Source organism: Pseudomonas ceruminis, from assembly GCF_021602025.1.
Lineage (GTDB): Bacteria > Pseudomonadota > Gammaproteobacteria > Pseudomonadales > Pseudomonadaceae > Aquipseudomonas > Aquipseudomonas ceruminis.
In genome coordinates this window covers 35,285-61,612 of record NZ_BQHW01000030.1, presented here as the reverse complement: position 1 = coordinate 61,612, position 26,328 = coordinate 35,285, and the positions used below count along the sequence as shown (strand labels likewise).

Here is a 26,328-nt window from a genome sequence, read left to right as displayed (position 1 = left end):
GTGCAGATCTACAACACAGAACGGCCCCATATGGCCCTGAAAAACAAAACGCCCGATGCGGTGCATCGGGCGTTTTGAGGCCTATCGGCCTACCTGAACAGGTGTAAACCTATTTCAGGACTAGACAACCTTCAGGTCTCAATCGCGGGTGAGCCGGCGCCCATAGGCAGTCTGCGCTCACGCCTGCAACTGCTCGCGAATCCATCCCACCAACGCCCGCACCTTGGGCACTTCTGCAGCATGTTCGGCATAGGCCAGATAATGCGCCCCGGCACTGGTCATTGCATGATTCCACGCAATAACGAGGCTCCCTTCATTCAACTCCCTGGCCACCAGATAGCGTGGCACCAACGCCACCCCGCAACCCGCCTGCGCCGCGCTCAGGGCCATATAGAACGTATCGAAGCGTGGCCCGTGGTAGGCACTGACACTGTGCAGCCCCAGCTCCAGAAACCATTCGTGCCACGCCTCTGGCCGCGAGGTACTTTGCAGTAGCACCAGGTCCGCCAGCTCACTCGCATCGGCCAGCTCACGCCCGGCCAGCAGCTCGGGGGCGCACACAGGCACGACCTCTTCGCGGAACAGCTCGATGCAGGTCGCCCCCGGCCAGGTGCCCTGGCCATAAAAGAACACCACGTCCGCTGAGCCTTGCAGCAAGGCGAAAGGCTCCATCTCGTTGCGGATGTCCAGGTGGATATTGCTGTGGCGCTTGCCGAAGCCCTTGAGGTGCGGGATCAACCAACGCACGCCAAAACTCGGTTGAGTGGCTACCTTCAATATCTCGGTCTGTTCGCCATAGGTCAGGACGTAGCGGCTGGACATGTCCACCTGGGTGAGGATCTTGTTGACCTCGGCCAGGTACAGGCTGCCGGCAGGTGTCAGTTGCAGGCGCCGGCGGATGCGCAGGAACAGGTGGTGGCGCAGCATCTCTTCGAGTTGCGCCACTTGCTTGCTGACTGCGCTCTGGGTCAGGTGCAGCTCTTCAGCGGCGCGGGTAAAGCTCAGGTGACGGGCTGCAGCTTCAAAGCACTGCAGGGCGGTCATGGAGGGCACCAGGCGTTTGGACATAGCGGTCTCTGTGGCTCAAATCATTACCTGACGGAATGATATGCGGAATAAAGGTCGTTTGTTGCACCGGTGTGATCGGATTAATACTGATCCACATCATTTTTCCACCCCATCACCCGATGTAGGAGAAGCACAAATGGTTGCTGGATTGCTCGAGCGCCTTGGCGTTGCCGCTGAGGCTTACACCCAGGGCGACTACCCTGTACACACGCCGATCGACGGCAGCCAGATCGCCTCGGTGAAACTGCTTGGCAAGGCCGAGACCACTGCCCGCATCGATCAGGCCCACAGCGCCTTCGAAGCTTGGCGCAGCGTGCCGGCCCCGCGCCGTGGCGAGCTGGTGCGCCTGTTTGGCGAGGTGCTGCGTGAGCACAAGGCCGACCTTGGCGAGCTGGTTTCGATCGAAGCCGGCAAGATTACCCAGGAAGGCCTGGGCGAAGTTCAGGAAATGATCGACATCTGCGATTTCGCCGTCGGCCTGTCGCGTCAACTGTACGGCCTGACCATCGCCTCCGAGCGCCCTGGCCACCACATGCGTGAAACCTGGCACCCGCTGGGCGTGGTCGGCGTGATCAGTGCCTTCAACTTCCCTGTGGCCGTGTGGGCCTGGAACACCGCCCTGGCCCTGGTGGCCGGTAACTCGGTGGTGTGGAAACCTTCCGAGAAGACCCCACTGACGGCCCTGGCTTGCCAGGCGCTGTTCGACAAAGCCCTGAAGGCCTTCGGCGATGCCCCGGCTGGCCTGGCGCAGTTGGTGATCGGCGGCCGTGAAGCCGGTGAAGCGCTGGTCGACGACCCACGTGTTCCATTGGTCAGCGCCACCGGCAGTACCCGCATGGGGCGTGAAGTCGGCCCGCGCGTTGCTGCCCGCTTTGGCCGCAGCATCCTCGAACTGGGCGGCAACAACGCGATGATTCTGGCCCCCAGCGCGGACCTCGACCTGGCCGTGCGCGGCATCCTGTTCTCGGCAGTTGGCACCGCCGGCCAGCGCTGCACCACGCTGCGTCGCCTGATCGTGCACCGCTCGATCAAGGACGAAGTGGTCGCTCGTGTTAAAGCCGCCTACGCCAAGGTGCGCATCGGTGACCCGCGTAAGGACAACCTGGTTGGCCCGCTGATCGACAAGCTGTCGTTCGATGCCATGCAGGGCGCGCTGGCCAAGGCTCGCGACGAGGGTGGTCAGGTGTTCGGTGGCGAGCGTCAGCTGGCTGACCAGTACCCGAACGCCTACTACGTTTCTCCGGCCATCGCCGAAATGCCGGCCCAGAGCGATGTAGTGCGTCACGAAACCTTCGCGCCGATCCTGTACGTGTTGGCCTATGACGACTTCGAAGAGGCCCTGCGCCTGAACAACGAAGTGCCACAAGGCCTGTCGTCGTGCATCTTCACCACTGACCTGCGTGAGGCCGAGCGCTTCCAGAGTGCCTCGGGCAGCGATTGCGGCATTGCCAACGTCAACATCGGCACCAGCGGCGCCGAGATCGGCGGTGCCTTTGGTGGCGAGAAGGAAACCGGCGGTGGTCGTGAGTCGGGTTCGGATGCCTGGAAAGGCTACATGCGCCGCCAGACCAACACCGTGAACTACTCGCGCGAGCTGCCGCTGGCGCAGGGTATCGTGTTCGACTGATGCTGTATGGCCGGGGGCGTTGCCCCCGGTTCGCGGGGCAAGCCCGCTCCCACAGGTTCCCCGCTGTCCATGTCGGCGTGGGCCCTGTGGGAGCGGGCTTGTCCCGCGAATGGGCGGCAGCGCCGCACCAACGCTATAAGAACAATATTGCTGGAGCCGGCCATGTCCGAATTGCGTCAACAATGCTTGTGGGAATACGTCAGCCAACCGAGCGTCGCCGCCCAGGCCCTGGCCGGTGAGCATCAGGCCGATGTCTGCGTCATCGGTGGCGGCATTACCGGTCTGTCGGCTGCCATCCACCTGCTCGAGCAGGGCAAGTCGGTGATCCTGCTGGAGGCCTGGAAGATCGGCCACGGTGGCTCAGGGCGTAACGTCGGCCTGGTCAATGCCGGCACCTGGATCCGCCCCGACGATGTCGAGGCGACCCTGGGCCAGAAGCAGGGCAGCCGCCTGAACAAGGTGCTGGGCGACGCCCCCGGCGAAGTGTTCGCCATGATCGAACGCTTGGGTATCGACTGCCAGGCGCAGCACAAAGGCACCCTGCACATGGCGCACAACGCCACCGGCATTGCCGACCTCCAAGCACGCCATGAACAGTGGCGCCGCCGCGGTGCTGACGTCGAACTGCTGACCGGCACCCAGTGCCAGGAATACTGCGGTACCGACAAGATTTCTGCCGCGTTGCTCGACCGCCGCGCCGGCACCATCAACCCCATGGGCTATACCCAGGGCCTGGCCGCTGCCGTTGCGCGCCTGGGCGGCAAAGTGTTCCAGCAATCCTCGGTCGAAGGCCTGGAGCGCGACGGTGACGCCTGGCGGGTAAAGACTGCACGCGGTTCCGTGCGCGCCGACAAAGTGGTGATTTCCACAGGCGCCTATACCGAGGGCGACTGGAGCAACCTGCAGAAGCAGTTCTTCCGCGGCTATTACTACCAGGTAGCTTCCAAGCCGCTGCACGGCACTGCTGCCGACAAGGTCCTGCCCCATGGCCAGGGGTCGTGGGACACCCGCACCGTGCTCAGCAGCATCCGCCGCGATGACCAAGGTCGCCTGCTGCTCGGCAGCCTCGGGCGGGTCGATAACAAGCCCGCATGGTTCGTGCGCAGTTGGGCTGACCGTATCCAGAGCCATTACTACCCGGAGCTGGGCAAGGTCGAGTGGGAGATGCACTGGACCGGCTGCATCGACTTCACCCCTGACCACCTGATGCGGCTGTTCGAGCCGGCGCCAGGGCTGGTGGCGGTGACGGGGTACAACGGGCGCGGCAACACCACCGGTACCGTTATCGGTCGTGCGTTTGCCGAGTTCCTGCTCAAGGGGGAGGCCGACAGCCTGCCCATTCCGTTCTCGCCGATGACCGGTGTGAGTGCGCCTTCTTTGCGCACGGCGTTCTATGAGTCCGGGTTCTCGCTGTACCACGCGGGGCAGTGTCTGCGGGTGGTGCTGTAGCCGCTCGCTGTGGCCCTGTCACTTGTGCAACCAGCTCAGGAAGCCGCCTTTCTTGATCAGCGCCGGCTTCTGCAATAGCAAGGACTCACGGCTCTGCTGGCGGAAGCGTTGCAGCTTGGCCAGCGCGGTCTGCACCTCGCCACGCTGCGCCAGGCAGCTCCTCACCTGCTCCTTGTCGATGCGATAAAGCACGCAGCTGGTCAGGGTGCGGAATTCGGCGAACGAACCGTCTTCATCGATGATGCCTTCGACCCCCAGCACCTCACCTGGCCCCATGCGGCCAGCCTCCAGCAACGTGTCACCATCGCGCACGGATGCCGAGACCACGCCACTGCCAATCACCAGCAGGTGATCGGCCTGCTCGCCGACACCCAGGATCACCTGATCGGCCAGATACTCCACCGTGGTCATGCGTTGGCTGAGCGCATCGCGCTCCTGCGCAGACAATGAACGGAACACCCGCACTTCGTCCAACACCTCGCGCTGGCGGCTGCGCGGTGGCATCGCCAGGTCGACATTCCACATCACGCCACTGGCCTCAAGGTGACGATGCGCCAAGTCGAACAGCTGGTTGCGTGCGTCGGTCTTGCCGCCCATGTCGGCGATGAAACCGCTGGCTTCATATTCCACCGACTCCAGCGTCGAGGCCTTCACCGTGACCTTTGGCTTGGGTGAGGGGAGGATGGCGCGGGTGCCTTGCAGGGCCTTTTCCAGCGCATCGAACACGCGCTTTGGCCGCACCCTGGCCGGCACCACCACACTGATCGACACCCCATGCACATCGGCCGGGCGGCTGTGGTTGAGCAGCCTGGCCTTGGCCGCCAGCGAATTGGGGATCACCGCCAGGCTGCCGGTGCCGGTCAGCAGGCGAGTGGCACGCCAGTCGATGTCCAGTACCTTGCCTTCGGTGCCGTCGATGGAGATCGCATCGCCGATCTGGTAGGGGCGCGTGGTGTTCAGCACGATGCCGCTGAACACGTCGGCCAAGGTGCTTTGCAGCGCCAGGCCGATGACGATGGCCATCACCCCGGAGGTGGCCAGCAGGCCCTTGACCGGCAGCTGCATCACATAGCCGGCGGCGGCAACCACGGCCGCCAGAAAGATCAACGCTCCCAGTACATCCTGCAGCAAGCGCCCGCCATGGCTGCCCCGTGCCCCCAGCAGCAGGCCGAACACCACCGTTACCGTGCGCGCGCCGAACAGCCACCAGCCGATCGCCAGCACCGTGGCCATCAGGTTGCGGGACACATCGTCGGGCCAGGGTGGCGGTTGCAATGGGCTCATCCCCGCAGCCAGCAGCACCCAACTGAACAGCAGGAAGATCAACACCCGTGCGCCGATGCGCCAGGCGCGGCGCTGGAGGGGGATCAGTTGCCAGAACACCAGGTCAAGCAGGATCAGGGCGGTACCGAGCAACAACGGGGACGACTGGATGAACGCCAGCATGATGGTCTCGGGGTGAGGGGAGGGCTGTGGGAAGTAATAGAGCAGGTTGGAGAGGCAGGCAATGAAGCCAAGCAAATCCACTGCCAATCCATCGTTCATAAAACAGAACGCTAAAGCCAAAAACCGCTATCTACCGCTCCAAAGGTGACGGTTTTAATCTTTTCCCATCAACGCGAACACCCCACCCACTGAAACTCAAAGCCCTTAGGAGCTACCACCATGGCCCACTTCAAATACAACCGCCTGAACAAAGACGACGCTGCCGTACTGCTGGTTGACCACCAGGCGGGTCTGCTGTCGCTGGTACGCGATATCGAGCCGGATACCTTCAAGAACAACGTGCTGGCTCTGGCCGACCTGGCCAAGTTCTTCAACCTGCCGACCATCCTCACCACCAGCTTCGAGCAAGGCCCCAACGGTCCCCTGGTGCCAGAGCTCAAGGCCCTGTTCCCCGAAGCGCCGTACATCGCTCGCCCAGGCCAGATCAACGCCTGGGACAACGAGGACTTCGTCAAGGCCGTGAAGGCGACGGGCAAGAAGCAGCTGATCATCGCCGGTGTAGTCACTGAAGTGTGCGTAGCCTTCCCGGCCCTGGCCGCGCTGGAAGAAGCGTTCGACGTGTTCGTGGTGACCGACGCCTCCGGTACGTTCAACGCCCTGACACGCGACGCGGCACACAATCGCATGAGCCAGGCCGGCGCGCAGCTGATGACCTGGTTCGGGGTGGCCTGCGAGCTGCACCGCGACTGGCGCAACGATATCGAAGGGCTGGGCGCGCTGTTCGCCAATCGGATCCCGGACTACCGTAATCTGATGACCAGCTACAACGCCTTCCACGCTGGTCAGTAAGCCGACCGGCCTCGGGCACCGGCAGTCGGTGCCCGACACGGCCCAGACCAGACGGAGAAGACCATGCCCCCATCGAGTCGGTGCTCACCGTTGTCGATGGCCGCGTGGTGTACGCAGCGGCCGAGTTCGACAGTTCCGGGGCGTGTGGGGTGCGTTGGGTTGCTCGTGCTTTGCGTTCTGAGCCTCTTGGTATTTATCCATGGCACCCACGGGCTCAAGCCATGTCGCTGATAGCGAACTCCTGCGCCAGGTGATCGATCAACGCTCTCACCGACGGCAGCAACCCACGCCGCGACGGGAAAATCGCATGCACGATGCCACAGCGTGGCTGCCACTGCGGCAGCAACTCCACCAATCGGCCTGCAGCCAGATCCTCGCGCACCGCCACCCGTGGCAGGTGCGCGATGCCGACCCCAGCCACCACGAAATGCCGCAGGGCAAACAGGTCATCGGTGACCATCCGGGGTGTATGCGGGATCACGATGCTACGGCTCATGTCCTCGCCCTGAAACAGCTCCCACTGGTACTCACGCTGGGCACCGCCCCAATGCATGCTGGGCAGGGCACCGAGTTGTTGCGGGTCGAAGCCTGCCGGCAGTTGCTGCAGAAACTGCGGGTGGCCCACCAGGCACTGGGTGCTGTTGCTCAGCACCTTCATCACCATGTCGGTGTTCTCCAGCGGCGGGAAACGCACGCGCAGTGCCACGTCGAAGCCTTCGTGCAGCAGGTCGACGCGGCGGTTGGTGCTCTCGATGAACAGCTCTACTTGCGGGTACTTGAGCATGTAGCGGGTGAGCATCGGCCCGACCCAGGAGTTGAGCAGGGTGGTCGGGCAACTGATGCGCACCAGGCCGCGCGGCTCGCTGCGGTTGCGCTCGATGATCTCTGCCGCGCCCTCGGCTTCTACACGCATGGCCAGGCAACGGTTGTAGTAGGCCTGGCCGATTTCGGTCAGTGAGCAATGTCGGCTGGTGCGGTGCAACAGACGCACGCCAAGGCGCTCTTCAAGGTCGGCGACACGCCGGCTGAGCTTCGACTTGGGCATGTCCAGCGCCCGGCCTGCCGGGGCGAAGCCGCCATGCTCGACGACCTGGGTGAAGTAGTAGAGGGAGTTGAGGTCTTCCAATCGTCCTTCTCCAGAGGGTGCGCCGTGAGCGGATTTCGCAGTCTACCGCAGCCCAGGGGATGAGCATGAGCGTTACCCCTGGGCACAAAACAACGGGCCGCCGCCTTCGGCACGGCTGTTACTCGGTGTCGGAGTCGAACAACCGCTCCAACTCCACCCGCGCCTCTTTGGCCGTCTGCATGACCTTGGCCCGGTCGTCGCGCACTTGCCCCTGCGCCACCAGCACTTCCTCGTCATGCTGGGTGAACCGCTGGATGCGATCCGCCGCCTGCTCAGCGCTCAGGCCCAGGCCGATCAGGGCACGGCGGGTCATTTCCAAGCTTGAATAGAAGGTTTCGCGGATCGGTTCGGCGCCCACGTCCACCAGCTTGTGCACATGCTGGCGGTTGCGCGCGCGGGCCAGCACTTTCAGGTGCGGGTACAGGCGCTTGACCCGTTCTGCCGTGCGTGTGGTCGCCTCGGGGTCGTCGATCGTGATCACCAGGTACTCCGCTTCACCCACCTTGGCCGCATGCAGCACTTCCGGGCGCAGCGGGTCGCCATAGAACACCGGGGCCTGCTCGAACATGCGGGTCATCTCGATGGCATCCACCGAGGTTTCGAGCGCGATGAAGGGGATTTTCTGCGCACGCAGGATGCGCGAAACAATCTGCCCCATGCGGCCCATGCCGACGATCACCACCCGCGGCGTGCCGGCATCGATGGTTTTGTATTGCTCAGGGATTTCCCGCGCCGGTGCCGGTTGCGGGCGTTTGAGGGCGCGGGCGCAACCGAGCATCAGCAACGGCGTGACGGCCATCGACAGGGTAATGGTCATCAGCAGCAGGTCGTAGGTGAGGGTATCGAACAGCCCCTGGTCCTTGCCCAGCTTGAAAACCACGAAGGCAAACTCGCCACCGGCGGCCAGCACCATGCCCAGGCGCAGCGCGCTGGTGCTGTTCAGGCCACCGGCCAGGCGGCCGACGCCAATCAGCAGCACCAGTTTGACCGCTACCAGCAACAGGGTCAGGCCAAGCAGCACCCACGGCATTTCCAGCAGCAAACGCAGGTTGGCGCCCATGCCGACGCTGATGAAGAACAGGCCCAGCAGCAGGCCCTTGAAGGGCTCGATCTGCGACTCCAGCTCATGGCGATACTCTGAGTCGGCCAGCAACAGGCCGGCGAGGAAGGCGCCCAGGGCCATGGAAACCCCGGCTTCTTCCATGAGCCAGGCGGTACCGATGACCACCAGCAGCGCGGTAGCGGTGGAGACCTCTGGTAAGCCGGTGCGGGCAACGGTGCGAAACACCGGGCGCAGCAGGTAGCGGCCACCGACGATCACCACGGCGATGCTGGCGAATACTTTCAGGGCATGCGCCAGGCTGTCGCTGTGACTGGTGTCCGGGCCGCTGGCCGCCAGTAACGGCACCACGGCGATCAACGGGATGGCGGCAATGTCCTGAAACAGCAGGATGGCGAAGGCAAGGCGGCCATGGGGTGCATTCAGTTGCTTGGCTTCGGCCAGGCTCTGTAAACCCAGAGCAGTAGAGGACAATGCCAGCCCCAGGCCGAGTACCACCGCCGCAGGCAGCGGCTGTGCAAAGCCGAACAGGGCGATGGCGCCGATGATGGCACCGGTCAGCAGCACCTGTGCGCTGCCGACACCAAACACCGATTTGCGCATCAGCCACAGCCGCTTGGGCGACAGTTCAAGGCCGATGATGAACAGCAGCAAAACTACGCCAAGCTCAGAAGTATGCGCAACGCTCTCGGTGTCGCGGATCAGGCCCAGCGCCTGGGGGCCGATGACCACGCCGGCTAGTAGGTAGCCGAGCACGGCACCTAGCTGCAGGCGTTTGGCCAGGGGAACCGCAAGGACTGCGGCGAACAGGAAGATCACCGCGGTTTGCAGCAGGCTGCCTTCGTTCGGCATCGGCTCGTACTCCATGAGCTGCCGGGGCAGCGTTAGGCCAGTGTGGAGGACAATTCTGCGGCGGGTGGCGGTTGCAGACAACCCGGTGGCCAGCAGAAGCATTGCCCTCCGGCCCCAGGGGCTAGGGGCTGCCCGGTCTGTACTGCAGCGCCTCCGCCAGGTGTGCCCGGGTAATCACCGTGCTGCCCTCCAGGTCTGCCAAGGTTCGTGCCACTTTCAATAAACGGTGCGCGGCGCGCAAGGACAGGGTCAGGCGCTCGCAGGCGCTTTCCAGCCAGGCCTGGTCCGTGGCGGCCAGGTTACAGTGCTGGCGTAGGCCATCCAGGTTCAGAAACGCATTGGCACACCCTTGCCGACGCTGCTGCACCTCACGGGCCTCGGCCACCCGGGCCGCTACCTCGGCGCTGCTTTCGCCGCTGGGCTGATTGGTAAGGCTCGTGGTCTCCCGGGCGACCGTCAGGTGCAGGTCAATGCGGTCCAGCAACGGGCCAGACAGCTTGTTGCGGTAGCGCTGGATCTGTTCGGTACTGCAGCGGCAGCGGCCGGTGGGGTCGCCAAGGTAACCGCAAGGGCAGGGGTTCATCGCCGCCACCAACTGGAAGCGTGCAGGAAACCGTACCTTGTCCCGCGCACGGGCGATCACGATCTCGCCAGACTCCAGCGGCTCGCGCAGCACTTCAAGCACGCGGCGCTCGAACTCGGGCAACTCATCGAGAAACAGCACGCCATGGTGGGCCAGGGTAATCTCCCCGGGTTGCGGCCGGCTGCTGCCGCCGACCAACGCCGGGCCCGAGGCAGAGTGATGGGGGTGGCGGAACGGGCGTTGCGGCCAGCTATTGAGTGGCGTGTGCCCGGTTACCGACTGGATAGCCGCCACCTCTAGCGCCTCATGCTCATCCAGCGGCGGCAGCAGGCCTGGCAGCCGGCTGGCGAGCAGCGTCTTGCCGGTGCCGGGCGGGCCAGTAAACAGCAGGTTGTGCGCCCCGGCGGCGGCCAGTAGCAAGGCGCGCTTGGCGGCGACCTGGCCCTGCACCTCACTCAGGTCAGGGTAAGGACGGCTCTGCAGGGTCAGGCCATTGGCGGCGAAAGGTGGCAGCGGCACCTGGCCATTCAGGTGGGCGACCAGCTCGAGTAGATGGCCCACGGCATACACCACCAAGCCGCCGGCCAGGCTGGCTTCCTCGGCGTTCTCCCGCGGCACGACCAATGCCCGGCCTGCTTCGCGGGCGGCCAGTGCAGCGGGCAGCACGCCCTGCACGGGGCGCAGTTTGCCTGAGAGCGCCAATTCCCCCAGGCATTCGATTTCGCTCAAGGCCGCCACCGGTACCTGCCCGTCGGCGGCAAGAATCCCCAGGGCAATGGCCAGGTCATAGCGGCCGCCGTCCTTGGGCAGGTCTGCAGGGGCCAGATTCTGGGTAATGCGCCGTTGCGGGTAATTCAACCCCGAGTTGACGATGGCGCTGCGTACCCGGTCCTTGCTCTCCTTGACTGTTGTTTCGGGCAGGCCGACCAGGGTGAGGTGGGGCAGGCCGTTGGCCAGGTGGGTTTCAACACTGACCGCCGGCGCCTGTACGCCAACCTGGGCGCGGCTGTGGACGAGGGCAAGGGACATGGACGCTCCGTTGTCGCTGAAGTTGGGCGCCGCTTCCTGCGGCGTGGGCACAGCATAGTGAGGGGCGCGGGAGGGGGCGCAAGAAGAGTTCGTCGTTGTGTTTCAGGCCAGGCGTTTTCCCTGTGTTTTCATACAATCTGACAAATAATGGATCCAATACCTTTGCGCAGTGCAAAGGTATGGCTTAGTGTTCACGTGCTCTTGCCGTTGCCATCGGACGACAACGCGACTCCTAAAATGGACTCAAGGTAATCCCGTGCAAACGCTCACTCGCACCCGCCAGCAGATCCGTGAACGGGTGCAGGCCCATGAATTTGCCGACCTCAACCGCTACTTCGATGCCCTCCAGGCGCACTGGCAACAAGCGGCGCCCGGCGAGTGCCCGGCCTACCTGGAGGCGGTCCAGGGTTACATGCTGGTCGATTGGGATGCCGAGGGCAGCAAAACCCTGAGCCAGACGCTCAAAGCGTGGATCGATGCGTGCCCCAAGGCTTACCACCCGCAGGTGGTCATGGGGTTTCACTGTCTGAGCCGGGCCTGCCACATCCGCGGCGCCGTTGCCGCCAATGACGTCAGCGAAGCGCACTGGCTGGCCGCCGAGCAAGCCTGCGAAATGGCCACGGCACACTTTCTTCGGGCTATGGAGCGCTCCACGCAGCCTGTAGCCGCAGCCATCGGCATGCTGCGAATCAGTGCGCATTTCCGTGAGCCAGGTTGGCTGGTCGAATTGTTCCATGGGCAGGCAGCGCGCTTTCGGCCAAGCGCGCATGCCGATGTCGAAGTGCAGGAGGCGGCGGCACCCTTGCTGGTCAAGTACGGCCTGGCGCCCCTGGTCGCGCTGCCACAGGGGCTGCCGTCCTGCTTGAGTGCGCGCTTGCCCGGCACCCAGGAGAGCGCCCCGGCGTACTGGCTGCGCCATGCGCTGGCGTGGCTACCTGGGTGTTTCGAGGCGGTCGAAGCGCGTGCCGCTTACCTGACACCGCGGTGGGGGGGAAGCTACGAGGCGATCGAAGCGCTGGCCAGCAGTCCGGTGTGCCAGCGCTGGAATGAGATGCAGCGCAATGCGCTACGGTGGTTGGCAGTGGAAGACCAGCTCCGGTTGCCCGAGCCCGATCAGTCGCAACAGATCGCAGTTTGGCAGGAGACGTTCCAGCATTGGGCGCAACGTCAGCTCAGGCCCAAGGAGCGCGCCACGCTGCTGGCCCGCCGTGGCGCCTTGCGTCGCTATTCGTTGCACGATTACCACGGGGCGATGCGCGACTTCACCGCTTGCGTCGCGTTGTATCCTGATCAAGGCTTCGTGCCGACCATCGGCGAGCCGTTCTACAGCGTGGTCTGCCTGGTGCTGGTGCACGGTGTGCGGGACGGTGCGCAAACGTTACGGGTCGTGATCGAGCGGTTGTGCAACAACCACAGGCAAGCGGCGGCCTGCGCGCTACGGGCGGCTGGGCATCAATTTGGCTTGTGGGGGTTCAGGCAATCGTCCGAGCAGGCCAATGCCTGGCTGCGCACAGCGGTGAAGCGCCAATGTGGGCGCGAGGGGCGGGGCTTCGACGTACTCGACGTGCCGCGGCTGTTGTGGGCCGCCAACCTGCACGAAGTGGCGCATTTTCTCTATGTGCACTGCGCCGACCTGAAGCTGCCGGATGCCGCCGTCACCCTGTACGACTTGCACCTTGGCCGGCTGGAGAACACTCCGCAGCTTTATCTGAGTGCCGAGCTTGCCCAGCATTGGTTGTTGCGTGCGGTGGCTTGCGGCAATCCGCGGGCCAAGTACACCTTGGCCTGCCAACGTATGCAGGGCGCGCAGGACCTGGAGCGAGACACGCTGCTAGCGGTCCGGCGCCTACTGCTCGACGCGTTGGGCCATCCGCAGGTGGGTGCCCGCGCGCGTCTGCAACTGGGCATTCTGTTGCGCCAGCACGGCGAGCCACAGGAGCGAAACGAGGCGGTCGATTATCTGCTGGGCCTGGCCGAGCACTCGGACGTGGGGATTGCCGCACGTGCCAGCGCGGAGCTCGGGCTGGCCTGGATGCAGGGGCATGGGACCCGCAAGCAGAGCCGTTTTGCAGCGATCGAGTGGGTCAACCGTGCGGCCGCACTGCAACCGGGTGAACCGGTCATCGAGGAGATACAGGCGCAAGTGCTCAATTCGCACAGCCGGGTTAAGACGTTGCTCACGGTGTGCGGGGCGACCTTGTTCCGCGGCGATCTGCAGGCCAGCGAACTGCCGCAAAAAGCGATCGCCCCGGAACAGGAACGCCAGAAGGTTTCCGCCTGAAGGCGGGCACAACATAGGGGGCCGCCGGCGGCCCCGCATGCTTATGGCTTGGCGCCGAGGATGATGTGCGAGGCCTTGATCAGCGCAGTGGCTTTCACACCGGGTACCAGCCCCAGTTCCTGCACGGCCTCGCGGGTGACGATGGCGAACACCTCGGTGCCGCCCGCCAGCTTCAGAACCACTTCGGCATTCACCGCGCCGTCACCCACCCGCACCACTTCGCCTTCCAGCGCGTTGCGTGCAGACAGCTTGTAACCGTCCGCATCGGTCATCAGCACCACCCAGGGCGCCTTGACCAGGGCCACGGCCTGCTTCCCGACATTGATATTGAGGCTATGCAGGCTGGCCATGGTGACCACGGCCACCAGCTTCTCGCCACCAGCCAGCGTCAGCTCGACCTCGGCATTGACTGCCCCGGGCTGAACGTTGCTGACCTTGCCTTCGAACACATTGCGGGCACTGACTTTCATGCTTGGGCACTCCTTCATGCGGTTTTTATTCCTGTGCCGCTGGCGCCATCCGGGCTTCCAGCTCGGCTACCTGTTTTTCCAGGGCTTCCAGGCGCGCGCGGGTGCGGGCCAGCACGACCATCTGGCTGTCGAATTCTTCCCGGCTGACCAGGTCCAGTTTGCTGAAGGCGCCTTGCATCAGCACCTTGAACTGGCTTTCCAGCTCGGCGCGGGGCTGGGCGGTGTCGCTGCTGAAGAGGCGCGAGGCCTGGTCGCTCAGAGCATCGAGAAGGGCTTTGGGCGCGAGCATGTTGGGCTGTCCACTGAAACGAAAGAAATGGCCCGCAGTGTAGCACGGACAATTTCCGCTCTTGATTGCACGTTTTTCGAGCAGTGTACGGGGCGGGTGCGCACCAATAATGTGCATCTTTTCGATGCTGGCGACTGGCCAACGCCGCCTGTTTCGCGCAACTCGCTGTTTTTCGGTGCTTTTGCAGACCTGGCAAGGTTTCTGCAAAGACCAGTGCGAGCCATGCACTGATGCAGTTCCTTGTGACCAGGCAGTGCGCACGCGGAGCCGGATGCCGACGACGCGTTACAAAGCCAACCGCTGCGCTTAGACTTGAGACGGGTTTGTTTTCCTGGGGCAAGTCCACCAAATCGGGAGAGAGTTTCATGAAGCTAGTCACAGCCATCATCAAGCCGTTCAAGCTGGACGACGTGCGCGAGTCGCTGTCGGAAATCGGCGTGCAGGGCATCACCGTCACCGAAGTCAAAGGCTTCGGCCGGCAGAAGGGCCACACCGAACTGTATCGCGGTGCGGAATACGTAGTCGACTTCCTGCCCAAGGTGAAGATCGACGTCGCCATCGACGACAAGGACCTTGATCGCGTGATCGAGGCCATCACCAAGGCGGCCAACACCGGCAAGATCGGTGACGGCAAGATCTTCGTGGTGAATCTGGAGCAGGCAATCCGCATCCGTACCGGCGAAACCGATACCGACGCGATCTAAGCGCCCAACAAAGCCTCACCAAACCCAACGCCCCAGGAGAAAACAACATGACTCTGCGTAAGATCGCAGGGCTAGGAGCCCTATTGTCCCTCGTAATGCCGGGCCTCGCCCTGGCAGAGGAGGCTGCCCCAGCGCTGAACTCCGGCGACACCGCCTGGATGCTCACAGCAACGGCGCTGGTGCTGTTCATGACCATCCCCGGCCTGGCCCTGTTCTACGGCGGTATGGTGCGTTCCAAGAACGTGCTTTCGGTGATGATGCAATGCTTCGCCATCACTGGGCTGATGAGCATTCTCTGGGTCGTTTACGGTTACAGCATCGCCTTCGATACCACCGGTATGGAAAAGGGCGTGCTCAATTTCAATTCCTTCGTCGGCGGCTTCTCCAAGGCGTTTCTCAGCGGCGTCACGCCGTCGGGCCTGACCTCGGCCACCGCGTTGTTCCCGGAGGCGGTGTTCATCACCTTCCAGATGACCTTCGCCATCATCACGCCGGCGCTGATCGTCGGTGCCTTCGCCGAACGCATGAAATTCTCGGCGATGCTGGTGTTCATGGGCATCTGGTTCACCCTGGTCTACGCACCGATCGCGCACATGGTCTGGAGCGGTGACGGTGCGCTGCTGTGGGACTGGGGCGTGCTCGATTTCGCAGGCGGCACCGTGGTGCACATCAACGCCGGTATCGCAGGCCTGGTCTGCTGCCTGGTACTGGGCAAGCGCAAAGGCTACCCAACTACCCCCATGGCCCCGCACAACCTGGGCTACACCCTGATGGGCGCGGCCATGCTGTGGATCGGCTGGTTCGGCTTCAACGCAGGCTCCGCTGCTGCCGCCAACGGCACGGCCGGCATGGCCATGCTGGTGACCCAGATCGCCACCGCCGCCGCCGCGCTGGGCTGGATGTTCGCCGAGTGGATCGGCCACGGCAAGCCAAGTGCCCTGGGCATTGCCTCGGGTGTGGTTGCCGGCCTGGTGGCCATCACCCCGGCTGCCGGTACCGTAGGCCCGATGGGCGCCCTGGTGATCGGCCTGGTTTCGGGTGTGGTCTGCTACTTCTGCGCCACCAGCCTCAAGCGCAAGCTGGGCTATGACGACTCCCTGGACGCCTTCGGCGTACATGGCATCGGCGGCATCATTGGCGCCATCCTCACCGGTGTGTTCGCGGCACCTGCCCTTGGCGGCTTCGGCGCGGTCACCGATATCGGTGCGCAGGTCTGGGTACAGGCCAAGGGCGTGATCTTCACGGTGGTCTATACCGCGGTCGTCACCTACGTGATCCTCAAGGTACTGGACAAGGTGATGGGCCTGCGGGTCAACGAAGAAGAAGAGTCGGTCGGCCTCGACCTGGCTCAGCACAACGAACGTGGTTACAACCTGTAACTGCGACGCAGGAAAAACTTGCCCGGCTTGCCGGGCATTTTTTTGCCTGATTTTTGCCATTTCCTGCAGAGCAAACGGTTTATCACCCACGTTCGCGACGTAGGCCAAAAACTTACAAGTAGCAGGGCATTCATGGAGCTTTGCTTTTTCTACGGGCGCGCTAGAATGCGCGCCGAAGGGTGTTTGACGAGCAGTCCGCACGCTTCGTCAGCCTTTGCTAGGCTTGCCAGTAGCGTGCGGCCAGCAGGGTTACAAGGATTTGTCAGGCCCTGCCAGGAGCAGGGCCTGCTGGGTGCCGCCTCCCATCAGGAGCGCCGACCCAAGGGCAGTGGCCTAACCCACGGCCAGTTGAATTTTCACTGGTGGCTGCCGGTCTACGGCTCCACTGGTCTATAACTAACCTGCTTTTCGCAAGTCATGAGGTAGAACATGAGCGACGACGATCTGGAAAATGATGACCTCGAAGTAGGCGACGAAGACGAGGCGGATGATGGCCTGGAAGCTGCGGCTGACGATGTTGCCGAAGATGCTGGCGATGACGACAGCAGCCCGGCACCTGCTGCCAAGGGCAAGTCCAAGGCGGCCGTCTCGGTAGACGAGATGCCGAGCATGGAGGCCAAGCAGAAGGAACGTGACGCCCTGGCCAAGGCCATGGAAGAGTTCCTCGCGCGCGGTGGCAAGGTTCAGGAAGTCGAGGCCAACGTGGTCGCCGACCCGCCCAAGAAGCCGGACAACAAATACGGCAGCCGCCCTATCTGAGTGTTCGCACGCAAAAAAGCCCGCCGTCGCTGCGGGCTTTTTTGTGGGTAGGGTTTTTGTGCTGTCTGTACCGGCCCATCGCCGGCGCCCCTTTCAGCGCCAGCGCGCGATCACGTCAGGCAGCTGCGATAACCGCTGAATCTCTGCATCCGGTGCCTGTTCGCCCGCCCAGGCCTTGCGCTGCGGGTTGAACCACACCGCGCGCAAGCCTGCGCGCTGCGCCCCGCCGATGTCATCCCCGGGGTGATCACCGACGTGCACCGCAGCACCGGCCTCGACCTCTGCGCGTTTCAGTGCCTCCCTGAAAGGCGCCGGGTCCGGCTTACCGATGCCCAGGTCCTCCGCGCACAGGGCAAAGCGGAAGTAGTCGGCCAGCCCCAGGCGGCGTACGTCGGCGTTGCCATTGGTTACCACCCCCAGGGTGTACTGATGGCGCAGGATTTCCAGCACCGGCTGCACCTCCGGGAACACCTCGACCTGGTGCCGCGCATGCAAAAACACTTCAAAGCCCTCGTTGGCCAGTTCCTGAGCCTGCTTTTCGCTGTAGCCGACCTCTTCCAGGGCGTGGTACAGCACGCGCCGGCGCAGGGCGCTGATGCGGTGCTTGAGGCCCGGTTCGGCTTGCACCAGGCGTTCACGGATGGCGAACAGGTGATCCACCGGTACGCCACCCAGGATCGGGGCATTGGCCTGCAGCCAGTCGCGCAGCACGACTTCCGCGCTGGCAATCACTGGCGCGGTGTCCCACAGGGTATCGTCGAGGTCGAAGGTGATCAGCTTGATGCTCATGAGTCTGTGCCTTTGCTGCGTTTGGCCCGGGGATGGGCGCTGTCGTACACCGCGGCCAGGTGCTGGAAGTCCAGGTGGGTGTAGATCTGTGTGGTGCTGATGTCGGCGTGGCCGAGCATTTCCTGCACCGCGCGCAGGTCCTGGGACGATTCCAGCACGTGGCTGGCGAAGGAATGGCGAAGCATGTGCGGGTGCAGGTGCTGGCCCAGTTCGCGCTCGCCTGCAGCCTTGACGCGCAACTGGATGGCCCGCGGCCCCAGGCGATTGCCCTGCCGGGTGATGAACACCGCGCCGTCGCGCGGGCTGCCGATGCCGCGCAACCTGAACCATTGCTGCAGCGCTTCACGCGCCTTGCGACCCACGGGCAGCACACGCGCCTTGCCACCCTTGCCCACCACCTGGACCAGCCCAGCGGTGAGGTCCAGGTGCTCAAGGTCGAGATGGGTCAGCTCGGACAGGCGCAGGCCCGAAGAATAGAACAGCTCCAGGATGGCCTGGTCGCGGCGGGCGATAAAGTCGTCGTCCACGCCGCCATCAAGCAATTGCAGGGCGCGGTCGGTGTCCAGCACTTTGGGCAGCCGACGTTCGCCTTTCGGCGCGCTCAGGCCGGTGGCCGGGTCGTGCTGACACAGGCCTTCACGGTTAAGGTAGCGATACAGGCCGCGCACGGCCGACAACAGCCGCGCCAGGCTGCGCGAGGATTGCCCCTGATGGTGCTGGCGGGCGATCAGCTGGCGCAGTTGCTGGATCTGCAGGGCGCCCCAGCCGGCGATACCTTGGCTGTTGCAGTAGTCGATGACCTTGGCCAGGTCGCGGCGGTAGGCCAGCAGCGTATGTTCGGACACCTGGCGCTCGTTGCGCAGGTGTGCGCAATAAGCTTCCAGCTGGCGTTCCATCAGCGCACCGAACGCAGGGTCTGAGTGACGCGCGGCACCACGCGGCCTAGCACTTCGGCGATATAGCCAAGGAACAGCGTGCCGACACTGCTCTTGTAGTGCTGCGGGTCGCGGCTGCCGATCGCCAGCACGCCGTGCAGCCCCTGGTATTCGAGCGCCGCAACGGCGCTGGAGCCAACCTCACGGCGCTGCTCTTCGCCGAACAGGAAGGCCAGTTCGTGCTCGCGCAGGTTGCCGCTGACCGTCTTGCCGCCCCCCAGCAGCCCACCGATGGCCTGCTGGGCTTCGGCGTTGCTGACCCAGCGGCCGACTGGCGCGGCATTGTCGCCGAACAGGATCAGGCTGACGAAGGGCACCTGAAATTCCTGGCGCAGGCTGTCTTCAACGGCCATCACCACTTCTTCCAGGCTACCGGCGTCGAGCAGGTCGAGGATCAGCCGGCGGGTCTTGTCGAACAAGCGGTCGTTGTCCCGGGCCACATCCATCAGTTGCGATAGCCGGTGACGCATCTCGATGTTGCGGTCGCGCAGCAACTTGAGCTGGCGTTCCACCAGCGAAACACTGTCGCCACGCTGGTGCGGGATACGTTGCTCGACCAGTAGCTCGTCGTGCTCGGCAAAGAAGGTGGGGTGGGCACGCAGGTAGGCGACCACCGTTTCGGCATCGAGCTCGTTGGACTGCTGGGGTACAACCTGGGGCTGATCGGTCATGGCGGTTACTCGCTTAGAGACGAACCTGTCCTTCGTAGACGCGTACGGCCGGGCCCGTCATCACCACGGGCTTGCCGGTGCCGGCCCATTCGATGTTCAGGCGGCCACCGGGCAGGTCGAGGGACACCGGAGAGTCCATCCAACCCTGGCTGATCGCTGCCACGGCCGCGGCGCATGCGCCGGTGCCGCAGGCCTGGGTCTCGCCGGCGCCCCGTTCCCATACGCGCAGGTTGGCGCGGTGACGGTCGACCACTTGCAGGAAGCCGACGTTCACCCGCTGTGGGAAGCGTGGGTGGTGTTCGATCTTTGGTCCCAACTCATGCACCGGCGCGGTACGTACGTCGTCGACGCGCAGCACGGCATGCGGGTTACCCATGGATACGGCAGCAATGGAATGCACCTGGCCATCGACTTCGAGCGGGTAACTGAGCGCCTGCTCGTCGGCGACGAAGGGGATTTCGGCCGGGGTGAAGCGAGGCGGACCCATGTCGACACTCACCTGGCCGTCGTTCTGCACATCCAGCACGATGATGCCGCTTTTGGTCTCGACACGGATGCGCTTCTTCGCTGTCAGGCGCTTGTCGAGCACGAAACGGGCGAAGCAGCGCGCCCCGTTGCCGCACTGTTCGACTTCGGAACCGTCGGCGTTGAAGATCCGGTAGCGGAAATCCACTTCCGGATTGTTCGGTGCTTCGACGATCAGCAGCTGGTCGAAGCCAATGCCGGTATGGCGGTCTCCCCATTGCTTGGCGTGCTTGGGCTGGATGTGGGCGTGCTGGCTGACCAGGTCGAGGACCATGAAGTCGTTGCCCAGCCCATGCATCTTGGTAAAGCGCAGCAGCATGGGCTCACTCCGGCAGCAGGCTTTCGCCAGCGTACAGTTCGGCGATGGTCTCGCGACGGCGGACTTCGAAAGCCTGGTCGCCGTCGACCAGGATTTCCGCGCAACGGCCACGGGTGTTGTAGTTCGAGCTCATGACAAAACCATAGGCGCCCGCGGACTGCACGGCCAGCAGATCACCTTCTGCCAGGTTCAGCTGGCGGTCCTTGGCGAGGAAGTCACCGGTCTCGCAGATTGGCCCGACCAGGTCGTAGGCGCGGCCTTCGCCTTCGCGCGGCTTGACCGCGCTGACGCCCATCCAGGCCTGGTACAGGGCCGGGCGGATCAGGTCGTTCATCGCCGCATCGATGATGGCGAAGTCCTTGTGTTCGGTGTGCTTGAGGTATTCCACGCGGGTCAGCAGTACACCGGCATTGGCCACGATGTAGCGGCCTGGCTCGAACACCAAGGCCAGGTCGCGGTCACCCACGCGCTCACGAATGGCGTTGATGTAGTCGGCAACCAGAGGCGGCTGCTCATCGCGGTAGCGAACCCCAACACCGCCGCCCAGGTCCAGATGGCGCAGGTGGATACCGCATTCGGCAAGGCGGTCGACCAGTACCAGCAGGCGGTCGAGGGCGTCGAGGAACGGGTCTACGGTGGTCAACTGCGAGCCGATGTGGCAGTCGACACCGACCACTTCCAGGTTCGGCAACTGTGCGGCACGCACGTAGATAGCCTCGGCGTCGGCGATGGCAATGCCGAACTTGTTCTCTTTGAGGCCGGTGGAAATGTACGGGTGGGTACCGGCGTCGACATCGGGGTTCACGCGCAGCGAGATCGGGGCAACCTTGCCCATCTCGGCGGCGACCACTTGCAGGCGCTCGAGCTCGTCGGTGGACTCGACGTTGAAGCAGTGCACGCCGACTTCCAGGGCGCGGCGCATGTCGTCACGGGTTTTGCCAACGCCGGAGAACACCACACGGTCGGCGCGCCCGCCAGCGGCCAGCACACGCTCAAGCTCACCGCCGGACACGATATCGAAGCCTGCGCCCAGGCGTGCCAGTACGTTCAGCACGCCAAGGTTGGAGTTGGCCTTGACTGCGAAGCACACCAGGTGCTCGATGCCTTGCAGGGCATCGGTGTAGCTGCGGTACTGGGCTTCGATGTGCGCGCGCGAGTAGACGTAGGTCGGGGTACCGAAACGTTCGGCGATGGCCGACAGGGCCACGCCTTCCGCGACCAGTTCACCGTCGCGGTAGTTGAAAGCGTTCATCTGATTTCCTTACTGCGCAGGCGACTGCTCGGGCTCGATTGGCTGCTCGTCCTGGGGCTGTACAGGCTGGGCGTGCTTGTGCTGATGCGACTTCTGGCTGGCCTTGCCGTCCTTGCCGTCGTCAGGCAGGTACAGGGGGCCCTTCTGACCGCAGGCCGAAACGAGGCAGGCAACCGCGACCAGCGCCGCAAGTGAGGAAATCAGGCGCTTCATGGGTGAAATCCTTTGAAATAAGCAGTATTGCGCCCGAGTATACCGAGCGACCGGCCTATTGCCTATGCAAGCGCCGGTCCGCCGGGCGGGGCGCAACCACACTGCACGCGTCGAGCCGCTAGCGGCAAGAAGACGCTGCCCAGTGTACGCTGAGCTTTTTCCAGCCGTGTGTGGCTGGCAGCTTGCGGCTGGCGCCTTGCGCCCGTATCTTGCCCGGCTTGCCTGTAACGCAGCCAATTTCGAGGTTCCTGCAATGAGTTTGAGCGAAGCGCGTTTCCATGATCTGGTCGACGCGACCCAACAGGCCCTGGAGGATCTGTTCGACGAGAGCGGCCTGGACCTGGACATGGAGAATTCCGCCGGTGTCCTCACCGTCAAGTTCGACAACGGCAGCCAGTTGATCTTCAGCCGGCAGGAGCCGCTGCGCCAGCTGTGGCTGGCCGACCGCTCCGGGGGCTTCCACTTCGACTACGACGAAGAGAGCGGCAAGTGGGTCTGCGAAAAGAGTGAAGAGCTGCTTGGCGAAATGCTCGAGCGCATTGTCTGGGAGCGGGCCGGCGAGAAGCTGGACTTTGACGAGATCTGAAATGACTGCCCAGCCGCGGCCGCCCAAGCCGCTCTACAGCAACGTCAGCCCCGCAGTGCCTTCACCGTGCATCAGCGTGTGCCGGCTGGACGAACAGCGGGTTTGTACCGGTTGCCACCGTCACGTCGAGCACATTCGCGAGTGGCGTTCGGCCGATGACGAACGGCGTCGGCAGATCTGCCGCGAAGCCGAGGCGTTACGCGCACGGGCTTGAGTATTTGCCCGGCTGTGGTAGTGTCGGGGTACGCGTCGGTGACGCCACAGCATTCACAAACCCCGCCCTTGGGCGGGGTTTTGCATTATTTGCCTTTAGAAAACCGCCTGTTCAATGGAGTCTGACTGGATCATGAGCACCAAGCCTACCCTCATCCTCACCCGATTGGACGTACAGCGTCTCGAGCGCCTGATCGACAGCCTCGACGAAAGTACTCCGGGTGTGCTCGCCTTGCAGGACGAGCTGGACCGCGCCGAAAAGGTGGTCGGTCATGAGGAAGTACCGGCCGGTGTAGTGACCATGAACTCGCGCGTGCATTGCCGCGAAGAGGCCAGCGGCAAAGACTATCACCTGACCCTGGTGTATCCGAAGGACGCCGGCGGCGAAGGCAAGGTCTCGATCCTGGCGCCGATTGGCTGTGCCTTGCTGGGCTTGACGGTGGGCAATCAGATCGACTGGCCGGCGCCGGGCGGCAAAACCCTCAAGTTGAAGCTGCTGGCTGTGGAATATCAGCCTGAAGCGGCGGGCGATTTCGACCTCTGATCCATCGGGCCGCCTGACGGCCCCGGCGTTCAAGGCTCGAACGTAGCCTGCAACTGGGCCAGGCCGTCGTTGAGCGCCTGTTCCAGCTCGCGCTTGTAGCGCAGGTACAGGAGGGTCGAGCCCTGCTCATCATCGAGCAGCTCGGAAAGATCCAGGTCCGTGATATAGCAGCGATAGTGCCCGGCACTGCGGCGCTGGCCGAGAATCTGCCGGGCGACGGTGGTGTACAACTCATCGCCGTGGTCCAGCTCAGAGAACTCCTGCTGATCGCAATACAGCGTGACATGTACCTCATCCCCTGCGCCGGCCTGCAGTATGGCCTGCACCTCGTAGTAGGGCTGCCCGCTGTCATCGCCGGGCGTCGCGCGTGGCTCGATGCTGCGCGCCTTGCCCGGCCCCGAAGGCAGCAACTGCGCGTAATGAATTTCCAGCGAGGCCTGATGCAGCTTGTCCAGTGGCAAGCGGGCGTCGCGGCGCATCACCACCGAGCGCAAGAAGCGCTGCAGGGGTAGCAACAGGTGGTTTTCGTCGTGCAAGGGCAGGCGTTGCTGCCACAGCGCATTGTACTCATCCAGCACATACAGCTCGGCCCAGCCTTCGAGCAGGCGGTAGAACACCTGGATGCACGCCGGTCGGCCTTGTTCCAGCACCAATGGCAGGTCATGGTCCTGCAGGGCATTGGCGTCCAGGTGCACCGGACTGTAGGTCACACGCTCCTCGCCCAGGCAGTCGAGCACGGCGTCGAGGTCGGCCAGTGTCGCCAGGCTGACTTGGCCGGGTAGCAGCTCCAGCACGTGGGTAAACTGCGCCACCTGCAGCACGTAGCGGTGGTTCAGGCCCTGGTCGAGCAGCAGTTGCACGGTGTCGAAGATTTCCTCGACCCGTTGGCTGATGGCCTGGGCGCGGTTGTGGCAGAAGCAGCGCACCTGCACGCGGGGCCGGTGGTTACGCTGCCCGAGGCTGTTGAGAAAATCACGCACGCAGCGCAGCAGGGCATGCTCGCCGTCATAGCGCTGCACCAGCACTTCGTTCCAGCTGTTGAGGGTGATCTGGTCGAGTGTCAGTACCAGGTTCTCGCGCACCCCTGCGTAGCTCAGCGAGTCGGTGCGCTCGGTGGTCATCAGGATGTTCAGGTCGCGGTGGTGGCTTAGCGGGTCGATGCCAACGTTGACCAGCAGCAGCATCTCGTCGGCCACGCTTGGCTGCAGCAGACGTACTTCACTGACCGTCTCCAGCGGCAAGGGGATGCTCTGCTGCAGGCTGCTCAGCAGGTTGAACAGTTCGAACTCGCTCAGGTCGCTGACGCCCGGGTGCAGTGCCAGACGCGTGGTGCTGTCGATGACGCCGTTGCGGTGGGCCCAGGTCAGCAGCTCCAGCAGTTCGCGGCAACGCTTGATGGGGTTGAAGTGCTCCCACTCGTGTACCGCCAGGTTGCCGTTGTAGAGGCCCCAGTGATGGCTGCCGGGCTCTTTGCGGTTGGGTGACTGGACCAAGGTCAGGGTGTCTTCGGCGATATCCGGGGCGATGCCCGGGTTGATGACCTCGATCTTGCCGGCGCGGCGTTCGAAGGCCGCGTACAGGCGCCGGCCCAGTACATTGAGATCGCGCTGGTCGGCGCGGCTGCTGGCGTTCTGGTTTTGCGCAAACTGGCGCAGAAAGCGGTAGCTGTGGTTGAGCTCAGCCACCAGTTCACGGCGTTCGACCGCGACCTGGCGCACCTTCCATTGGCTGCGGCTATCCAGCATGGCCAACTGGCGCTCATCCCACCCCCATTCGTCAGTCAGGCGCTGCAACAGGCGGCGCTGCCAGCCGTTGCTGCGCGCTTGGTCCTGGCCACTGAGCTTCTTGTTGACCTTGAGGTACAGGCTGCGCCGTACCAGTTCCAGGCGGGTGGTTTCACCGCGCTGCTGCAGGTAGCGCTCGATTCGCCGGTACACCATCACATAGGGTTCGAGCTCATCAAGGTCGAGACGGTTGGCGAACACCGCCTGCTTGTAATCCAGGCTCAGGCAGCGAACGTCGGGGTGTTCGCTGGCGTACGCCTCGGTAAGCAGCAGTTTGAGCAGCGACTTGTAAGGTGAGTCGATCCCCTTGAACAACTGCCACAAGCCGGCACCGACAAACTCCCCCGGGGGGATGTGCGCCAGGTGGCCGAGGTCGAGGGCGTCCGTGCTGCGGATAAAGCGCTTGGACAGCAAGGTATCGGTGTAGCTGCGGTAGTTGTGTTCTGCGTACTCCGGCACCAGCCACCACAGCGGTGTACGCCCGGCCAGCCAGATGGCAGTGCGGTAGAACTCGTCGAGCAGCAGGTAATGCTGGGTGGTGCCGCAATCGTCGGAGCTGAGCTGGCTGTTGCGCTGGCCTTGGGCGAAGCCTTGCGGGTCAATCAGGAAAAAGTGCGCTTCGGCGCCCAGGCTGATTGCCCATGTTTCCAGCAACTGACATTTGCGCCGCAGCTCTTCGAGGTGAGTTTCGCCCAACCCCGGTGCATGGCAGACCCACAAGTCCATGTCGCTCTGTTCGGCCTGGGCCAGGGAGCCGAGGCTGCCCATCAGGAACAGGCCGTGGATTGGCCGGTGCGGGTTGCCCAGGCGCGTCTTGTAGGAAAACGAGCGGGCCAGCCGCTGTCCTTCGGCCACCAGCTCGGGGCCAGGCTCGAAGCCCGATACGCCTGCCGGCGTGCTGCCGGAAACATACCCAGGCAGCAGCGGATGGTTGACGTGAAACAGCAGTGGCAGCAGGGTCAGCACTTGTTGCTGGCGGGTTGAAAGCCCGTCCATGGCGCGCTGCAAGCGGCCCTCGTTTAGGTGCAGGAAGCGCCCACGCAGTGTCGCCAGCACCTTGCGGTCGATGCCTTCGTCCAGGTCGGGGCGGATCTCGTGGGGGTGGTTCATTGCGCACTCAGGGGCATACCGGGGGAGCTGAGGCGAGTTTAGCCTGAGTGGAGCACTCGGATAAGCGACAAATGTTTTTTTGGCGTCATTTTTCTACCGCCATTGAGCGCTTCCAAGCGGTAGGCCCGCTCCCACAGGTTCAGCGCTGTACGAGTGGGAGCTGGCGATTTCACGCCGGTTGCGGTGATTTGAGAATGTTCAGCAACAGCTGCACGCTCTGCGCGGCGTCATGCCCGAGGCTGGTGAGGTAACCGCCATCGGGCTGGTCGGTCAGTCGTTTCTCGTGCAGGCGTTGAGCCGCAGCGACAAGGGTGGGAGAGGCGTTCGCGTGAATCTTGATACCTTCCTGGCTGCTGTCCAGGTTGAACAGGGCGAGCACTTCCAGTTCGGCAATCAGTTCGGGGGTGAAGGACATG

At 63.8% G+C, this 26,328-nt stretch carries 26 protein-coding genes and 1 pseudogene; 12 read left to right on the top strand and 15 right to left on the bottom strand.

The window, feature by feature from the left end; genetic code table 11:
* A partial coding sequence (locus L6D80_RS25760; RefSeq protein WP_146146908.1) for an integrase core domain-containing protein occupies positions 1-78 on the top strand: 78 nt, incomplete at its 5' end.
* 99 nt (positions 79-177) lie between these two features.
* Here the strand turns inward: L6D80_RS25760 and L6D80_RS25755 are convergent.
* Positions 178-1,068 (bottom strand): LysR family transcriptional regulator, encoded by an 891-nt coding sequence (locus tag L6D80_RS25755; RefSeq protein WP_054901336.1) that lies wholly within the window; start codon positions 1,066-1,068, stop codon positions 178-180.
* Positions 1,069-1,204: 136 nt separating this feature from the next.
* Between L6D80_RS25755 and amaB the strand changes: the two genes are divergently transcribed.
* Positions 1,205-2,695, top strand: a complete 1,491-nt coding sequence (gene amaB, locus L6D80_RS25750; RefSeq protein ID WP_054901337.1) for an L-piperidine-6-carboxylate dehydrogenase — start codon at positions 1,205-1,207, stop codon at positions 2,693-2,695.
* Positions 2,696-2,857: 162 nt separating this feature from the next.
* Complete coding sequence (gene amaA / locus L6D80_RS25745) at positions 2,858-4,144, top strand: L-pipecolate oxidase (protein WP_054901338.1); 1,287 nt, start codon at positions 2,858-2,860, stop codon at positions 4,142-4,144.
* An 18-nt stretch (positions 4,145-4,162) separates the two neighbouring features.
* Here the strand turns inward: amaA and L6D80_RS25740 are convergent, their stop codons facing one another.
* On the bottom strand, positions 4,163-5,590 hold the full coding sequence (locus L6D80_RS25740) for a mechanosensitive ion channel family protein (protein ID WP_054901351.1): 1,428 nt from the start codon (positions 5,588-5,590) through the stop codon (positions 4,163-4,165).
* A gap of 219 nt (positions 5,591-5,809) precedes the next feature.
* On the opposite strand from L6D80_RS25740, the gene ycaC reads away from it, so the two are divergent.
* Positions 5,810-6,439: an isochorismate family cysteine hydrolase YcaC gene (gene ycaC / locus L6D80_RS25735; protein ID WP_054901339.1), complete on the top strand. Its 630-nt coding sequence runs from the start codon at positions 5,810-5,812 to the stop codon at positions 6,437-6,439.
* Positions 6,440-6,510: 71 nt separating this feature from the next.
* Positions 6,511-6,579 (top strand): annotated as a pseudogene (locus L6D80_RS30410) (hypothetical protein); the annotation flags it as partial.
* A gap of 74 nt (positions 6,580-6,653) precedes the next feature.
* Here L6D80_RS30410 and L6D80_RS25730 read toward each other — a convergent pair.
* The 3 genes from L6D80_RS25730 to L6D80_RS25720 form a co-directional block, all read right to left on the bottom strand.
* Positions 6,654-7,565: a LysR substrate-binding domain-containing protein gene (locus L6D80_RS25730; protein WP_176514356.1), complete on the bottom strand. Its 912-nt coding sequence runs from the start codon at positions 7,563-7,565 to the stop codon at positions 6,654-6,656.
* A gap of 118 nt (positions 7,566-7,683) precedes the next feature.
* Positions 7,684-9,477: a monovalent cation:proton antiporter-2 (CPA2) family protein gene (locus L6D80_RS25725; RefSeq protein WP_176514354.1), complete on the bottom strand. Its 1,794-nt coding sequence runs from the start codon at positions 9,475-9,477 to the stop codon at positions 7,684-7,686.
* 121 nt (positions 9,478-9,598) lie between these two features.
* Positions 9,599-11,089 carry a YifB family Mg chelatase-like AAA ATPase gene (locus tag L6D80_RS25720; RefSeq protein ID WP_054901342.1) on the bottom strand — a complete coding sequence of 497 codons (1,491 nt, stop codon included), beginning with the start codon at positions 11,087-11,089 and terminating at the stop codon, positions 9,599-9,601.
* Positions 11,090-11,345: 256 nt separating this feature from the next.
* On the opposite strand from L6D80_RS25720, the gene L6D80_RS25715 reads away from it, so the two are divergent.
* Positions 11,346-13,370, top strand: coding sequence for a DUF4034 domain-containing protein (locus tag L6D80_RS25715; protein WP_176514353.1), 2,025 nt, complete (start codon positions 11,346-11,348; stop codon positions 13,368-13,370).
* A 41-nt stretch (positions 13,371-13,411) separates the two neighbouring features.
* On the opposite strand, the gene L6D80_RS25710 is transcribed toward L6D80_RS25715, so the two are convergent.
* Positions 13,412-13,840 (bottom strand): TOBE domain-containing protein, encoded by a 429-nt coding sequence (locus L6D80_RS25710; RefSeq protein WP_054901344.1) that lies wholly within the window; start codon positions 13,838-13,840, stop codon positions 13,412-13,414.
* A 25-nt stretch (positions 13,841-13,865) separates the two neighbouring features.
* Positions 13,866-14,129 (bottom strand): accessory factor UbiK family protein, encoded by a 264-nt coding sequence (locus L6D80_RS25705; RefSeq protein ID WP_008091866.1) that lies wholly within the window; start codon positions 14,127-14,129, stop codon positions 13,866-13,868.
* A gap of 365 nt (positions 14,130-14,494) precedes the next feature.
* Here L6D80_RS25705 and glnK point away from each other — a divergent pair, with 365 nt between their 5' ends.
* From glnK to sutA, 3 genes are all read left to right on the top strand, one after another.
* The gene (gene glnK, locus L6D80_RS25700) at positions 14,495-14,833 is read left to right on the top strand and encodes a P-II family nitrogen regulator (RefSeq protein WP_002555808.1); all 339 of its coding nucleotides are present in this window, start codon (positions 14,495-14,497) and stop codon (positions 14,831-14,833) included.
* A gap of 47 nt (positions 14,834-14,880) precedes the next feature.
* A complete protein-coding gene (locus L6D80_RS25695) occupies positions 14,881-16,212 on the top strand; it encodes an ammonium transporter (RefSeq protein ID WP_054901345.1) in 1,332 nt (443 codons plus the stop codon).
* A 429-nt stretch (positions 16,213-16,641) separates the two neighbouring features.
* Positions 16,642-16,971 carry a transcriptional regulator SutA gene (gene sutA, locus L6D80_RS25690; RefSeq protein WP_054901346.1) on the top strand — a complete coding sequence of 110 codons (330 nt, stop codon included), beginning with the start codon at positions 16,642-16,644 and terminating at the stop codon, positions 16,969-16,971.
* A 93-nt stretch (positions 16,972-17,064) separates the two neighbouring features.
* Here the strand turns inward: sutA and L6D80_RS25685 are convergent, their stop codons facing one another.
* The 6 genes from L6D80_RS25685 to lptM are packed head-to-tail and all read right to left on the bottom strand — an operon-like array spanning position 17,065 to position 21,675.
* On the bottom strand, positions 17,065-17,760 hold the full coding sequence (locus tag L6D80_RS25685; protein ID WP_176514351.1) for an HAD family hydrolase: 696 nt from the start codon (positions 17,758-17,760) through the stop codon (positions 17,065-17,067).
* A complete protein-coding gene (xerC, locus tag L6D80_RS25680) occupies positions 17,757-18,656 on the bottom strand; it encodes a tyrosine recombinase XerC (RefSeq protein WP_176514349.1) in 900 nt (299 codons plus the stop codon). Before xerC ends, L6D80_RS25685 begins: the two co-directional genes overlap by 4 nt.
* On the bottom strand, positions 18,656-19,366 hold the full coding sequence (locus L6D80_RS25675; protein ID WP_054902385.1) for a DUF484 family protein: 711 nt from the start codon (positions 19,364-19,366) through the stop codon (positions 18,656-18,658). Before L6D80_RS25675 ends, xerC begins: the two co-directional genes overlap by 1 nt.
* Before the next feature lie 13 nt (positions 19,367-19,379).
* Entirely contained in the window at positions 19,380-20,210 is an 831-nt protein-coding gene (dapF, locus tag L6D80_RS25670; RefSeq protein WP_054902386.1) for a diaminopimelate epimerase, read from the bottom strand.
* Between the two features lie 4 nt (positions 20,211-20,214).
* Positions 20,215-21,462 carry a diaminopimelate decarboxylase gene (lysA, locus tag L6D80_RS25665; RefSeq protein WP_054902387.1) on the bottom strand — a complete coding sequence of 416 codons (1,248 nt, stop codon included), beginning with the start codon at positions 21,460-21,462 and terminating at the stop codon, positions 20,215-20,217.
* A gap of 9 nt (positions 21,463-21,471) precedes the next feature.
* A complete protein-coding gene (gene lptM, locus L6D80_RS25660; RefSeq protein ID WP_054902388.1) occupies positions 21,472-21,675 on the bottom strand; it encodes an LPS translocon maturation chaperone LptM in 204 nt (67 codons plus the stop codon).
* A gap of 253 nt (positions 21,676-21,928) precedes the next feature.
* Here lptM and cyaY point away from each other — a divergent pair, with 253 nt between their 5' ends.
* The 3 genes from cyaY to rnk all read left to right on the top strand — a co-directional run bounded on the left by cyaY (position 21,929) and on the right by rnk (position 23,018).
* Entirely contained in the window at positions 21,929-22,261 is a 333-nt protein-coding gene (gene cyaY / locus L6D80_RS25655; RefSeq protein WP_054902389.1) for an iron donor protein CyaY, read from the top strand.
* A gap of 1 nt (position 22,262) precedes the next feature.
* Positions 22,263-22,475 (top strand): DUF1289 domain-containing protein, encoded by a 213-nt coding sequence (locus L6D80_RS25650; protein ID WP_054902390.1) that lies wholly within the window; start codon positions 22,263-22,265, stop codon positions 22,473-22,475.
* A gap of 132 nt (positions 22,476-22,607) precedes the next feature.
* Positions 22,608-23,018, top strand: coding sequence for a nucleoside diphosphate kinase regulator (gene rnk, locus L6D80_RS25645; RefSeq protein WP_054902391.1), 411 nt, complete (start codon positions 22,608-22,610; stop codon positions 23,016-23,018).
* 29 nt (positions 23,019-23,047) lie between these two features.
* Here rnk and L6D80_RS25640 read toward each other — a convergent pair whose 3' ends face one another.
* Together L6D80_RS25640 and L6D80_RS25635 are read right to left on the bottom strand one after the other, a co-directional pair.
* A complete protein-coding gene (locus L6D80_RS25640; RefSeq protein WP_176514347.1) occupies positions 23,048-25,912 on the bottom strand; it encodes a class I adenylate cyclase in 2,865 nt (954 codons plus the stop codon).
* 169 nt (positions 25,913-26,081) lie between these two features.
* Positions 26,082-26,327 carry a TIGR02647 family protein gene (locus L6D80_RS25635; protein ID WP_054902393.1) on the bottom strand — a complete coding sequence of 82 codons (246 nt, stop codon included), beginning with the start codon at positions 26,325-26,327 and terminating at the stop codon, positions 26,082-26,084.
* Position 26,328 lies beyond the last annotated feature (1 nt).